The sequence below is a fragment of the Flectobacillus longus genome (assembly GCF_030056705.1).
In the GTDB taxonomy this organism is placed as follows: domain Bacteria; phylum Bacteroidota; class Bacteroidia; order Cytophagales; family Spirosomataceae; genus Flectobacillus; species Flectobacillus longus.
The window spans coordinates 1-14,473 of record NZ_JASHIC010000016.1 but is presented as its reverse complement, the minus strand read 5'-3'; the positions used below and the strand labels follow the sequence as shown (position 1 = coordinate 14,473).

At 36.4% G+C, this 14,473-nt stretch carries 10 protein-coding genes; 7 read left to right on the top strand and 3 right to left on the bottom strand.

From position 1 onward, the window contains the following. Window positions 1–93 precede the first annotated feature (93 nt). Together QM491_RS12990 and porW are read right to left on the bottom strand one after the other, a co-directional pair. Window positions 94–1,731 (bottom strand): ArnT family glycosyltransferase, encoded by a 1,638-nt coding sequence (locus tag QM491_RS12990; RefSeq protein ID WP_283327922.1) that lies wholly within the window; start codon window positions 1,729–1,731, stop codon window positions 94–96. 117 nt (window positions 1,732–1,848) lie between these two features. Then, window positions 1,849–3,987 (bottom strand): type IX secretion system periplasmic lipoprotein PorW/SprE, encoded by a 2,139-nt coding sequence (gene porW, locus QM491_RS12985; protein ID WP_283327921.1) that lies wholly within the window; start codon window positions 3,985–3,987, stop codon window positions 1,849–1,851. Between the two features lie 313 nt (window positions 3,988–4,300). On the opposite strand from porW, the gene QM491_RS12980 reads away from it, so the two are divergent. The 5 genes from QM491_RS12980 (at window position 4,301) to QM491_RS12960 (ending at window position 10,931) form a co-directional block, all read left to right on the top strand. Then, complete coding sequence (locus QM491_RS12980; protein WP_095161649.1) at window positions 4,301–4,510, top strand: AtpZ/AtpI family protein; 210 nt, start codon at window positions 4,301–4,303, stop codon at window positions 4,508–4,510. A gap of 264 nt (window positions 4,511–4,774) precedes the next feature. Continuing rightward, a complete protein-coding gene (mrdA, locus tag QM491_RS12975) occupies window positions 4,775–6,814 on the top strand; it encodes a penicillin-binding protein 2 (protein WP_283327920.1) in 2,040 nt (679 codons plus the stop codon). A gap of 107 nt (window positions 6,815–6,921) precedes the next feature. Then, window positions 6,922–8,211, top strand: coding sequence for a rod shape-determining protein RodA (gene rodA, locus QM491_RS12970; protein ID WP_283327919.1), 1,290 nt, complete (start codon window positions 6,922–6,924; stop codon window positions 8,209–8,211). 116 nt (window positions 8,212–8,327) lie between these two features. Further along, the gene (locus tag QM491_RS12965; protein ID WP_283327918.1) at window positions 8,328–9,557 is read left to right on the top strand and encodes an MFS transporter; all 1,230 of its coding nucleotides are present in this window, start codon (window positions 8,328–8,330) and stop codon (window positions 9,555–9,557) included. A 351-nt stretch (window positions 9,558–9,908) separates the two neighbouring features. Continuing rightward, window positions 9,909–10,931: a hypothetical protein gene (locus QM491_RS12960; protein ID WP_283327917.1), complete on the top strand. Its 1,023-nt coding sequence runs from the start codon at window positions 9,909–9,911 to the stop codon at window positions 10,929–10,931. A gap of 286 nt (window positions 10,932–11,217) precedes the next feature. Here QM491_RS12960 and QM491_RS12955 read toward each other — a convergent pair whose 3' ends face one another. After that, a complete protein-coding gene (locus QM491_RS12955) occupies window positions 11,218–11,592 on the bottom strand; it encodes a DUF423 domain-containing protein (protein WP_283327916.1) in 375 nt (124 codons plus the stop codon). 757 nt (window positions 11,593–12,349) lie between these two features. Between QM491_RS12955 and QM491_RS12950 the strand changes: the two genes are divergently transcribed. Continuing rightward, the gene (locus tag QM491_RS12950) at window positions 12,350–13,447 is read left to right on the top strand and encodes a Nif3-like dinuclear metal center hexameric protein (RefSeq protein ID WP_283327915.1); all 1,098 of its coding nucleotides are present in this window, start codon (window positions 12,350–12,352) and stop codon (window positions 13,445–13,447) included. A gap of 85 nt (window positions 13,448–13,532) precedes the next feature. Then, window positions 13,533–14,291: a zinc ribbon domain-containing protein gene (locus QM491_RS12945; RefSeq protein WP_283327914.1), complete on the top strand. Its 759-nt coding sequence runs from the start codon at window positions 13,533–13,535 to the stop codon at window positions 14,289–14,291. Window positions 14,292–14,473: the final 182 nt, after the last annotated feature.

The following is a 14,473-nucleotide window of genomic DNA, read 5'->3' as shown; positions in this document are numbered from 1 at the left end:
AAGCTAGCAATGGCTTCGAAAAAATTGTTTACTACCTGACTACATATATTTTTCTTTACCAAAAAAGCTGGCATCACTGCCAGCTTTTCCATTTTATTTTCTTTTGTAAAACAAAAATCCGTTTTCTTCTTTAATCAATCGTAGATTAGGATGTGCTTTCATCGCACTGTCTGCCGTGATTTTCATTACAAAATATGCAGGTTTGTCCAAATGAGGTTCATTTAATAAGTAGGCTTCTGTTTTAGGTTTCTGAGGTTGTTTTTGGAAATAAAATAATTGTGCATACGACTTGAATCCAATCGGCTCTACATATACATCTTTACCTTTCAATGACTCATAGAAACTAATCGCTGCACGTTGAGAATATCCTTCTATTTTACTTACCACTACAGCCGAATAACCAAACAAACATAAAGCCGTTGCGATATACAAACCTCGAATATTGCGCATACTTACCATGACTATTACCGCCACAATATACGCCAAGCCCATGTATTGTTCCCATCCGCCCCAAGTAACCTTTGCACTAAGATTTGCCACAGCAAAATCATCTTTGATATATGGAATCAATTGAGCAGCATACTGACCTACCAATGGCACTGCTGTAAGAGCAATAGCCATCACCAAACCAATAAAGAACAGTCCAAAACCTGTGAGTTTTGACCACTTCCAATTACCTGTTAATAAGTTGTTGACATGGTACGCCGCCAAATAAGACACAGGAAACCATGCCATTGATGAATAATGAACAATCTTGGTCTTGACAATCGTGAATAAAATCATGACTACCCAAAACAAATAAATCATCCATTTTCTAAAATATTCTCCTTGAGAATTGCCCGACCCTGAGGTCCCCAATGCACGAATCGCCAATACAGAAATAGGAAAACAACCTACTAATACAACCACAAAATGATAATAGAATGGCTGTTCATGTCCAGCATCTCCTGTGGTCAATAAGCGAATTTGGTACTGAATAAACTCTACAAACAAGCCCCATCCATTTTGATAGATAGATAGCCCAAACCAAATACAAGCTACTAAAAAAGCAATGGCAATAGCCGAGAAAAATGGTTTGATTGCATCTTTCAAGAAACTAGCACTAAAACCATTGACGCCCCAATACGTAAATACCGTAAGTCCCCATAACAAACCTCCTACTGGTCCTTTGGTTAGAATCGCCAATCCTACAAATAGCCCCGAAAGTAAGCCATAGGTCTGGCGTTTAGATGTATTTTGATTTGTAGAAACACTTTGCGAGAAATACCAAACCCCCAAAAAGATAAATAGGTTGAAGGTTGGGTCAATAATACCTGATTTAAAATATAAATGTGGTGTAAATGAGCCTAAATATCCTAAAGCCCACAACAATCCAAAACGTTCATTATAGAGTTTCCGTCCGATTCGATAAAACACTACAAGGGTAATAATTCCTATGATAGCATTTGGGAAACGTGCGCCAAATTCTGGTGCAAATCCAGAATTTGGGTCAAATACATTAAATGCTTTCATGGCTAATACCTGCATCCAGAAAAATAAAGGAGGCTTTTCCCAAAAAGGCATATAATTAATCTGTACAGTAGCATAGTTTCCTGTCAGAATCATTTCTCTTGCCGATTCGGCAAAGTTGATTTCGTCCCAATCAAATAAATGGGAGCTACCAATAAATGGGATAAAAAAAACTGCCCCTAGAGCAGTTATTAATATGTAGGATAAATGTCTTGTTTGCATAATAAATCGTCAATCGCAATGGTGATAACGTTTTGGCAAAAGTAAAAAAAATAATTGTTTCGTCTATACTTTCTAAAATCGATAGATGAATAATCCTCTTTCTCAAGAATGACAAAACTATGGTTTGGCATTCTTGGCTGCTGCTGCTAGATTTTCTTTTACTAAGCCTAATAATTGACTTTTGGGATAGTCTTTAACAAAGTCATTTAAAGCTTTGACATATCCATCAAAATTTTGAGTTTTAGCTAATAACAACGCTTTCAAAAAGGCTAACTTATCTTCTGTATGGCTATTGGGATACTCTTTCAAGGCTGTATCCACAAATGATAAAGCATCTGCATAATTACCTTGTTGGTAGTATTGATATGCTTCAGTGTAAAGTTTTTGAGCTTCTGTTTCTTTGTCAGAACTCAACTCTACAATATTTTCACGACTTAACATTCTTGCAAAATACGAGTCTCCAAATTTATCAAAGAGTGATTTTCTGTAGCCTGCTTTTTCGGTTGGATTATTTTCGTGTAATAAATACAAAAAGTACAGAGCCTCTGGTTCATGAATTGAATTTGGGTATTCCGAAAGTAATTGTTTGAATGTCGAAATGGATTTCTTAGGCTCATTTAAACTCAACTTAAAGATTTTCCCGACTTCAAACATTGCATCTTGTCGTTTGATTTGTGAAGTTTCAAGTGCCTTTGCACTAAATGGAATTTTGGTTTTCAGGAGTGCTTTTTCTGTCGCTAGCTCTTTATCACTTATACCTTCAATTGTATTTTTTGAAGTAGAGGTATTTTCGGTGCTTGCTGTATTAAAGCTACCAAAAGATGCGGCATCGTCGCGGCTACTTCTACGCCAATTGTCTTCCAAAGGGCGGTTTCCCCAACGATTAATAAAACTAGTACGACCTTGACTTACCAACATAGCATTAGAAAAATACCAATCTGTTTTGCCCGAAGTGGCAAATGGATCTTTAGTCACATTAGTGGAATTAGCGATTATTTCTTTTGCTTTTGCCAAATTTGCCAATTCTTGAGTTTTCTTCAATCGAATAGCTTTTTCTAAAACTTTATCCAATTCTGATGGAGTAAGCTTAGAAAGTTTTTGTAAAGAATCCTCTGTTTTGACAATGTTCATTTGCTTCACAAAATCTCCAAGTACTTGTTGTTTTTGTTTTACTTTGGCAAAGGCAGCATCAGTATTAGGTAATAAAGACAAGCAACTATCATAATACGCAAAAGCAGTTTCATACTCAGCATACTTATTATAGTACAAATCTGCCAATGTCAAATAAGTATAAGGCAACTGTTTAGTATCCTTGCTGATACTGGCAGATTTTTTCAATAATGCAATTCCTTTGGCGGTATTTCCTTGGCGCATTTCTGCCGAGGCCATAGCTTCATAAATTTTATCGGATAAATCTTTGTTCTTGCTATCTTTTAATAATTTATCAAAATTACCTTTTTGATTCATGACCAAAGCACTATTCAATGAGGCATAGAATCTTAAATCGTACGAAGGTCTGTTTTTAGCAACCTTTGTAAAACATTCACTTGATTTGGGAAATTTTTCCAATATCTCATACATCTGTCCTGCTACATAGTACAATCTGGCTTTTTGCTCATTTTTGGGAAGTAGGGGAAATGTTTCCTCCAAAATTGCTACAGAAGTAGCATATTCTTTTTTGAGTTGATGTAAATACGCTTTTGTTAAATAAAAATTAGTAGTATTATTTTTATTCAAATCTTCTTCACGCAACAATTCGGCTACTCTCAAAGCCGTTGTAAACTCCTCTTGTTCTATATAAGCTCGCATCAAGCCAATGAGCGCTGCATGACGAGCGTTATCATCTTCGGCAGTGGTGTTGACGTATTTAAAGGTCTCAATGGCATTTTTATAGTCTTCTTGTATCAAACGAGCTTGCCCAATAAGCACATAGGCGTCGTCGAGCCAACGCGAGTTTTGATGGCGCTCGGCAACCATCGAAGCCTTTTTGATAACTGCTGCAAGCTCGGTCGAAACCGTACTGGCTACTGCCGAGTCGAGAGGTAATAGTACAGGTAGTATTTGAGAATAATTGTCGTGACGGTCTTCAAAGAGCTTTTTTTCGGCCTCAAATAATTTTTGATTAGCCTGAAAAAGCGCATTGTATTTGGCATTAAGATTATGGAATCCCACGCTGATAGGCGAAGAGCTATACTGGGAGCATCCTCCTATGCACAAAAATATGGCAAGTACTAAAAGTAACAGTATTTTATTCATGTGAAGTAGCTATGCAGAAAAACTACAATGATTTGATTGATTTACCATCCAAAATACAAATATAGGTCAATTTGATGGTTCTTAAGATAAGATTCAGGGTACTCAAAACAAGACCACGAGTCAAGAACTCAGTTCTGTTTTGAATAACAAGGATTTTAACGCAAAATAACGAGATTTTATTATCAGATTCCGTGCCAATTAAGTATTTTTGTTACAGGTATATCAAACATTCGTTTTAGGATTTTTTTATTATAATTCTACGAAAAAATACCATATTATTTTCGACGTTGAACAACCTTTTTTCTTTATTTTCATGTCAAACGATTCGCCAAATTCCAACAAGTATATGCGCTATATGGGAGCAGGAAGTCAAATGCTTATAACCATTGCAAGTGGCGTACTGTTGGGTAACTGGCTTGATAAGACCTTTCATACCACCACTCCTTGGTATTCTATTGGCTGTTCATTGCTATTCATTTTTGCTGCGATTTATTTATTGATTCGTAGCCTCCCCAAAGAATAATATCATACTGCAAAATTATGTTTTGATTCTCAATGAGTTTGTTGACAAATTATTGAAAAACAGCAAATTTTGTATTTTGATTATGTTCCTTCAGATAGTTTTTTTCGTTTAAACTATAAAACAAGCTTTTACTCAAAATACAAAAACAGTAAAAGTTGGTTGGTTATTTACAGATAGGCTGGTAATAAAATTGTTTATGACCCGTCAAATTTGCCTGAAAGTAGAAAACATTTTCTATATATCCCTAAAATCATATTAAAGCCAGTGGACGAGATTAGAAAGAGATTTATTCAAGGATTCATTATCCTTATTGCCATACTTTACATTGGAAGGCTATTTTATTTACAAGTTATTGATGAGACCTATAAACTAGATGCTCAAAACAATGCTATTCGTAAAATTGTACAAGTTCCGTTTAGAGGGTTGATTTATGACCGCAACAAAAAGTTGATTGTCTATAATACTCCTGTGTATGATTTGTACATTACGCCCAAAAAAGCACATGTTCAGGATACTTTAAAATTCTGTAGACTTTTTGATATTACCCGCAGTGAGTTTGATAGCTTAACTCATTTGGCAAGAATTTACTCACCTGTACGCCCTTCTTTATTTTTACGTCAGCTTTCAAAAGAAGAATATGCTCGCGTGCAAGATGCTATGGTAGACTACCCTGGATTTTCTTTCCAGATTAGTTCTTTGCGTACTTATCAATCAAAAGGTATGGCAAATGCCTTAGGGTATGTTGGCGAAATTAGTCCAGAACGTCTTTTGAAAGAACAAGAAAAAGGTAACGAATACTACCGACAAGGAGATTATGTGGGGGTTACTGGACTTGAAAGATTTTACGAAGACGAACTGCGTGGGCAACGTGGCGAAAAATACGTAATGGTCAATAGTCGCGGCGTAGAAAAAGGAGCATTCAAAAATGGTGAGTTTGATAGAGAACCCGTAGCTGGCAAAAATTTAATTTCGTCGGTAGATATTGCCTTACAAGATTATGCTGATAGTTTGATGCAACACAAAGTAGGAAGTGTGGTGGCAATTGAGCCGTCTTCAGGCGAAATCTTAGCGATGGTGTCAGCTCCTACTTATGATCCAAGTAAACTATCGGGTAGAACTTTCTCAAAGTATTTCCAAACGCTCAATCTAGACCCATTACACCCACTCATCAACCGCCCACCAAGTGCTTATTATCGTCCTGGCTCGACTTTCAAGTTGATTCAGGCTTTGATTGGTTTGCAATTAGGAGTAATTAGTCCAAGTACAGGATTTGGTCATGCGGGTGTACCTATGAAGTGTCACTGTGGAGGTACATCTTCATCGATTCAGTTAGGTATCAAAAACTCTTGTAACCCTTATTTTTATAATGTTTTCAAAAGAATTATTTATAATAACAAGGAACAAAATCTTTTCAAAAAATCGGCTGTTGGTCTTCAACGCTGGAATGATATGGCTAGCAAGTTTGGTATTGGGCAAGAATTAGGCATTGATTTACCAAACGAAACAAAAGGAAAACTTCCGAGCGTCGAATATTACGACAAAGTGTATAAAGGTCCTCTTCGTTGGAAATTTTCTAATATCTACTCTGTAGGTATTGGAGAAGGGGAAATTGTTATTAACCCACTTAAAATGGCGAATGTTGCTGCTATCATTGCCAACAGAGGTTGGTATGTTCGTCCGCACTTAGTAAAAGGTATTAACGAAATCGGAAACATAGACAACAAATATAAAGAGCATATTTCTGCGGGTATTGACCGTCGCCATTTCGAACCCGTTATCGAAGGAATGGTTGGTGCTGTAAATGCAGGAACTGTAGCTGCTGAAGCACGCTTGAGTGATATTCAGATTTGTGGTAAAACAGGTACATCTCAAAATAAACATGGACAAGACCATGCCATCTTTATTGCTTTTGCCCCAAGAGAAAACCCTAAAATTGCCATTGCGGTATTTATCGAAAATGCTGGTTTTGGAGGAACGCACTCCGCTCCGATTGCGTCGCTTTGTATCGAAAAATACTTGAAGGGTAAAGTAGAACGCAAAGCCATGGAAACTCGATGGATGAATAAGAGCTATTTGGCCAATGTGTTGAGCGCAAAAAGTGCTTCAGCCAAACCAAATAAAGAGGTAAAAGCTACTGCTGAAAAAGATTCAACTATCGAAGACTATCAATTGCGCAACCTTAAAGAAGAGCTATTTAAACTAGATCAGGTAAATAAACCAAAAGCTCCTGCATTCAAAATTCCGATGCAGCCAGAGGCGGTTTTACCTAAAAATCAGAAAATAACATCGAAAAAAATACATTAAGAGTGAGTGATGATATAAGTACTCAGTTTGATGACCCCAAACTCTTGCTTAGCACTATACTCGAATGTCCCAAATAAATAGATTTAGCATTTCCTAAGAATAAGACCTTGAAAAGAGAAGAACAAATATCGCGAAACCTCGACTGGGTGACCGTGTTAATATATATACTTTGTGTTGTAGCTGGTTGGCTCAATATTTATGCTGCGATTTACAATCCTGAGCACCCAATTTGGATTTTTGATGATGGCTTTTTCGATACCAACTCAGGAAAACAGCTCATTTGGATAGGAACAACCGTTTTGCTCATTATTGCAATTTTAGTAATCGACCATCGTTTTTACGATACTTTTGCGTTCCCTATTTATGGCTTTTTCCTATTTATGTTGCTAGCAGTGCTTGTTGTAGGAACAGAAGTAAAAGGCTCGCACTCTTGGTTTAGGATTGGCTCTTTTCAGTTACAGCCCGCCGAGTTCTCTAAGATGGCTACCTGTCTAGCACTGGCAAAATATTTGAGTACGCCACTAACCAATCTATCCAGATTCAAAGACCAGCTCAATGTAGCAATCATCATTGCGATTCCTCCAATCTTGATTTTGGCCTCAAACGAAACTGGGGTAGCCTTGGTTTTTGCTTCATTCTTGATTCTATTGTATCGTGAAGGACTTCCAGGGATGTATCCTGCTATTTTCTTAGCGGTAGTAACCTTATTTATTTTATCTCTTATTTTTGAAGAATGGCAGATTTATATCGGCTTGGCTGTAGTATCTGCTTTGGTCGTTTGGGCAATGCCTCGTTATGAACGCAAAACCAAAAATATTTTAGCCATTTTAGGCGTTGCTTTCTGTATGGGTTTGTTTGTTACAGGAGTAGATTGGGCGATTAATAATGTACTAAAAGAACACCAGCGCAATCGTATTCGAGTATTAGTCGACCCTGATTTTGACCGCAAAAAGACAGGTTATAACGTTCGTCAGGCCAAAATTGCGATTGGCTCGGGTGGGTTGCTTGGCAAAGGATATTTGCAGGGAACGCAAACCAAATTTGACTTTGTGCCCGAACAAAGTACCGACTTCATTTTCTGTACTGTCGGCGAAGAATTCGGTTTTGTAGGGAGCTTAACTGTGGTCGGTTTATTTATTGGCTTGATGCTACGGCTTATTTATCTCGCAGACCGACAGAAATCCCGATTTGCGCGAGTCTACGGCTATGGGGTCGTTTCCATCATATTTTTCCACTTTCTCGTCAACATCGGTATGACTATCGGTTTGATGCCTGTAATTGGGATTCCACTTCCATTTTTTAGTTATGGGGGCTCTTCACTTTGGTCGTTTTCTATTTTACTATTTATTTTTCTAAAATTAGATGCCCATCGTTCGCAGATGCTTTCAAGATGGTAAAATAGCACTTCATACAAAAACTACCGATTATCTAGATAATCGGTAGTTTTTTTGTTATAGACTTTTAAAATTCTTATTTTCGGAATGAATCTTTCCTTTACATAAAACCTATCTCTATGCAGGAAACTACTATTTCTAAAAATGCCAAACTATTAATCCTTGTAGCCTCTTTGGGCTATTTTGTGGATGTATATGACCTCATTCTGTTTGGAGTAATCCGTAATGCTAGCTTGGCAAGTCTCGGACTTGATAAAGACGGGCAACTGTCAGAAGGTCTTCGCCTACTTAATATACAGATGGCTGGTATGCTTTTGGGGGGACTTATCTGGGGGATTTTGGGTGACAAACGTGGACGTAAGTCTGTCTTATTTGGCTCTATTTTGTTGTATTCCTTAGCCAATGCTTTTAATGGAATGGTACAAGATTTGACTGTATATGCTATCCTAAGGTTTTTGGCAGGAATCGGTCTTGCAGGAGAATTAGGAGCCGGAGTAACATTAGTAAACGAATCGTTACCAAAAGAAAAACGTGGGTATGGTGCCTTATTCATTGCAGGCACAGGAGCATTGGGTGCCGTAACCGCTGCCTATATAGCAAGCTTGAGTACCGACCCAGAATGGTGGCGTATGACCTATTATATAGGGGGTGCTATGGGTTTAGCATTATTGCTATTGCGTATTGGTACAATGGAATCGTCATTGTTTCAAAACATTGAAAAAAGTGCTCCTAAAGGTAATTTTCTTAGTCTATTCACCGATTCAAATAAACTCAAAAGATATATCTATTGTATTTTGATAGGACTTCCTGTTTGGTACACAGTGGGTATTCTTGTACTGGTAGCACCCGAACTCAGTAAGGCGATTGGCATTCAAGGTGAAATTAAGGCAGGTACCGTTGTGATTTTGTGTTATGCAGGACTTTCATCTGGTGATTTTTTGAGCGGACTCGTAAGTCAATTTTTACAAAGCCGTAAAAAGACTATTTATTGGTTTGTAGGTTCTAGTATTGGCTTAATGGGTATTTATTTATTAGTCCATGGACTCAGTACTACGATTTTTTATTTCCTATGTTTTGCCTTGGGCTTTTCAGGAGGATATTGGGCGGTATTTATCACCATGGCATCTGAGCAGTTTGGCACTAATATTCGGGCTACAGTAACTACGACAGTTCCAAACTTCGTTCGTGGGGCATTGATTCTTATTACATTAGGCTTTAAGTTTTTGATGGGACATGTGGGATTAATCTATGCCGCCTTGATTGTAGGTTGTATTTGCAATTTTGCAGCTCTATGGGCATCCTATATGTCAGAAGAGACATTTGATAAGGATTTAGATTTTATAGACTAGGTGTCAATGTCGAATTATGAGTGAGTGAATTGTGAGTTTTAATTATCAGCAAAATAAACTTTATTAATTATACTAAACTACGATTGTAGCTTACTAAGAAGTTTTTCTGAAGCCAATCTTACAAAGGGTAACAATATAATTCTAGCATTATTTAATGCCAGTAAATAGTCTGTTAAATTCACAATTCATCACTCTCAATTTTTCATTGAGACTTGAGCAAAAGAGGATAAAATCTATTCATGGAGGTTTTATTACTAAATAATTCAAGGAATCAATATCTATACCTTTTACCAATAAAAGACTTGATTTTAGTCTTGAAAAAGATGATGTTTACAGCCTAAATCTTGCAATATGGCACTTATTTCAAAAAAGAAACTTCCATTCAAAATCAATCTTCAGCTCAGGAAATATTTAATAAAATATGGACGTGAGATTGTCATGCCTTTACAGTATGCTGATTTGCTGAGGTTTGAGAGTTCAATTAATCTTTATGACAAATTTGGTAATGATACACTTTGGCAAACAGTGTTCTATCCACATAATGACATTGAATTTGTGTACGAAGGCTTAAAAAAAATCTATGCAGATTTACGTACCGATGGTGACGAAAAAGTTATCAAACACCTCAATGTAGATAGGATTGATTTATGTACTTATGGCAACACCCAGCCATTTCGTATTAGAATTATCAATAAAATGAATGATAACTTTGACTATTTCTATGTCAAACGTGCCGACTCCTCACGGGTATATGGCATGGAACTAGAACACCTTCTTTCGCCCAATAGAATGAGTTATTTGACATTTGAAGATACAGTTGTAGAGGAACATATTATTGGTATTCCAGGAGATTTGTTTTTTAAACAGTTGCCAAGCTACGAAGAAGTTAATTATCGTAGATTAGCCAAAGAATTTGTAAAGTTTAATGAAAGATGCTTTGTGAGACTACTGGGAGATATGCACTCATCAAATTTTATTATCGATATTACACCAGACTTTGAAGAAGTATTTTATCGTATTCGAGCTATCGATTTTGATCAGCAAAGCTACGAAGGCAAACGGTCGGTGTATATGCCTCAGTATTTTAAACAAAACTATCCTCTAGTCGAAATTGGGATGAAATATATGACTTCTGAATCGGTGCAGCAGTATCAGATTGAAGAAAGGTCACTAATTGCAGGAAGGCTAAAAGTAGAGCAGCAGCGAATGTATGAACTAATGTCAGTGATGGCAAGAGACGAAATAGCTTCTGTAGATAACACCGAATCACTGAAAAAAGAATTAGCTCGATGGTATCAATCAGATAGATTTCTTAAATGTAAAACGATGGGCGAAATCGTATGGGCAAGTTTAGAGCAAGTCTTGATTCATTAATAGGTAAAACCTAATTTAGTGAGTTGAAATTGAGTGAATGAGTGATTATTTTAAAATCTTATCCTAGCAGTAGAGACGCAATACTTTGAGTCTAAAAACAATTTTCGACCGCTTTTTTTGATAAAAAGTTGGAGAATATACCTAATTCTAAGATTTGGGATGACTCATGACTTTATTTTAAAATGATACCTCTTTAGACGCAATACATTGCGCCTCTACAAGAAAAAATCAAATTAAAAATAATCACTCATTCACTCAATCTCAATTCACTAAATTAGGAATATGCTTACTTACTTTTAGTAATTCCTAAAGCCAACAATACCCAGCCTACCATTAGGCAAGTACCACCAATCGGTGCCACTGCTCCCCACATAGTAACTCCAGTAGCACAAATCATATATAGTGCCCCAGCAAAGATAATAGTACCAACCAACAAGGCGTTGCCTGCATATCTTACAAAAGCATGTTTGAATGTTGCTGACAGTATGCCAATTGCCAACAGTCCTAGAGCTCCATACATTTGGTAACGAGCAGCTGTTTCGAATGTTTCTGTCCTACCCATAGCCTCCAAACTAGCTTTAAAAGCATGTGCGCCAAATGCTCCAAGTGCAACAGATAATGCTGCCAATACAGCTCCTATTTGTAAAAAAAACTTGTTCATATTTTATATGATTTATTGGTGTGAAATTACCATCTATAAATTAAAATACTGCACGTTTGTGTGATATTCATTCAATTCATAAATAATAAGGCTTCAATTGATACATTAGTTCATCAATTCATGGGATAATTTGTGAGTTGGTGAGCTATCAGTTGAGGACAATATTCAACATCAATATTAAATTGTAGTTTTGTAATGCAATTACATCCTTACTGAATACTCTTAAATATCTGACCGCCTAAGGACTTGCATCAAGTCTTGAAAAACTCAAGAACGATGTGATAAAGAAATAGCTTAAGTAGTTTATAAATATTTTACAATCCGTTTAAGTACTCGACTTTAATATTATCATTAATACAATATTCGTCTAAGTTCAATAATACTCAATTCTTACATTTTAAAATTATACATTTCCCAAGATATGCTCAAAATTTGAGTATATCTTGGGTTTTTTGTTAAATATCACTTTTAAAAAATCATCAAGACGTATATCTTCAATGATCAACCACTCAAAGTAATCTATTAGATTAAGATATAAATAATACAAAATTATTTATATCGAACTAAAAGAACATTCTGTAGTTTTGTACTATTACAAATTGTTTTTTAGTTAATAGTGTATTAGAGATGTCATCTCCTCAATTTTTCTTACAATACTTAATAGTAAAATGAATCTTACAGGCATTAACTGTTTGACTATAAGTTTTCAAAGGATTTCTCTAATAGTCTATTTTACTTAGCAACCAATAAAGTAAATATGACTCTCATCAAAGATATTACTAGTTATATGGAGCGTCTGGCTCCGTTGTCTTTACAAGAAAGCTATGACAATGCAGGTCTAATTGTGGGCAATCCTAGCGAAGAAGTAAAAGGGGTTTTATGCACCCTCGATTGTACAGAAGCCGTTGTAGAGGAGGCTATACAATCAGGATGTAATCTGATTATAGCGCATCATCCTATCGTTTTTAAAGGATTAAAAAAATTGAATGGCAAAAATTACGTTGAAAGAGTCGTTATCAAAGCTATTAAAAATGATATTGCTATTTATGCTTCCCATACCAACTTAGATCATGTAGTAGGAGGTGTGAATTTTAAAATTGCAGAAAAATTGCGTTTACAAAACGTAAAAATTTTACAACCGAAAAAAAATCTCCTCAAAAAGCTTGTAACCTTTGTACCAGTAGAATACGGCCAAAAGATATTGGATGCTTTGTACGAAGTAGGAGCAGGACAAATCGGCGATTACAAAAACTGTAGTTTTAGGGTAGAAGGCACTGGAACTTTTCGTCCGACTGGCGATGCTAACCCTTTTATTGGGGCATTAGGCAAAGATGAAGAGGTAAATGAATTTCGTATTGAGGTGATTTTACAAGCTCATCAAGAGCATGCAATTTTGAGCGCCTTAAAAAAAGCGCATCCTTATGAAGAGGTTGCTTATTATTTGTCTAACTTAGAGAATGATTTGGCTCAAATAGGAGCAGGAGCAATTGGTGATTTGGACGATACTGTGGAGGAAACAACGTTTTTACAATACCTCAAAAATGTAATGAATTTGTCTAACATTCGGCATACGCCACTTTTAGGGAAAAAAATCCAGAAAGTAGCCGTATGCGGAGGCGCAGGAGGCTTTTTACTCAACGATGCAATAAGACAAGGTGCCGATGTGTTTGTGACGGCTGATTATAAATATCATGAGTTTTTTGATGCAGAAAACAAGATTATCATTTGCGACATTGGACATTATGAGTCAGAAGTTTACACAAAGGAATTAATAATTAGTTATTTATCTGAAAAATTTAGTAATTTTGCGATTCTCAAAAGTCAGGTAAATACGAATCCTGTACAGTATTTTTGAACAGGCGTTAGGAGTAGAGGGTAATCATTACAACATAGAACTTAACAAATAACGTTTAACGCATAACGAATAACGTATAACGAAAATGGCAGTAGTAGCTAACGAAACAACCATTGCTCAGAAACTAGAAGCACTTCTGAAACTTCAGACCATAGATTCATCTTTAGATAGTATCAAAAAAATGCGTGGCGACTTGCCAGAAGAGGTTCGTGATTTGGAGGATGAGATTGCTGGTATCGAGACACGTATCGGAAAATTCAATCGTGAGATTGCTTCATTAGAAGATGAAATTTCGAAGAATAGAAATACGAAAAAAGAATCAGAAAAGCTTGTAAACAAATACAAAGACCAACAGATGAACGTTCGTAACAACCGTGAATACGACGCCATCTCGAAGGAAATCGAATTACAACAATTGGAAATCGAATTAGCAGACAAACGTATGCGTGAATTCGAATTCAAAATCTTAAACAAGCGCGATGATGTTTCTGAAACTGAAACTCGTCTTTTCCACCGTCAAAAAGACCTTGATGCAAAACGTAAAGAATTGGACGTTTTGATTTCAGAAAGCGAAGACGATGAGCAACGTTTGTTGAAAGATCGTGACAAAGCAGTGAAGTTCGTTGAAGAACGTTTGTTACGCCCTTACGACAAGTTGAGAATTAACTATGCAAACGGCCTTGCTGTAGTATTGGTTAAGCGTGGTGCCTGTGGCGGTTGCTTCAACGTAGTTCCTCCACAACGTCAGGCAGACATCAAAGACCACAAACGTATTATCGTATGTGAGCACTGCGGTCGTATCTTGGCGGGTGTTGAAGACGTTATTACAGCTTCAAAACGCTAGGAAATTTGCTAAAAACATATCTAAAGCCCATAACTGCTAAGTTGTGGGCTTTATTTGTTTACTTTGTCTAGTCCTGAAATAGGTTGTCATCCAACCGACTTATTAAATGGAAACAAGTTCAAAAGCGAAACAGAAGCGTAGTCAACGAGATTACAGTATGGCTTTTAAATTACAAGTTATTG

Bases quoted from the DNA above. Each gene is read 5' to 3' on its own strand.
- QM491_RS12990 (WP_283327922.1), bottom strand. From the start codon at position 1,731: ATGCAAACAAGACATTTATCCTACATATTAATAACTGCTCTAGGGGCA.
- porW (WP_283327921.1), bottom strand. From the start codon at position 3,987: ATGAATAAAATACTGTTACTTTTAGTACTTGCCATATTTTTGTGCATA.
- QM491_RS12980 (WP_095161649.1), top strand. From the start codon at position 4,301: ATGTCAAACGATTCGCCAAATTCCAACAAGTATATGCGCTATATGGGA.
- QM491_RS12965 (WP_283327918.1), top strand. From the start codon at position 8,328: ATGCAGGAAACTACTATTTCTAAAAATGCCAAACTATTAATCCTTGTA.
- QM491_RS12960 (WP_283327917.1), top strand. From the start codon at position 9,909: ATGGCACTTATTTCAAAAAAGAAACTTCCATTCAAAATCAATCTTCAG.
- QM491_RS12955 (WP_283327916.1), bottom strand. From the start codon at position 11,592: ATGAACAAGTTTTTTTTACAAATAGGAGCTGTATTGGCAGCATTATCT.
- QM491_RS12950 (WP_283327915.1), top strand. From the start codon at position 12,350: ATGACTCTCATCAAAGATATTACTAGTTATATGGAGCGTCTGGCTCCG.
- QM491_RS12945 (WP_283327914.1), top strand. From the start codon at position 13,533: ATGGCAGTAGTAGCTAACGAAACAACCATTGCTCAGAAACTAGAAGCA.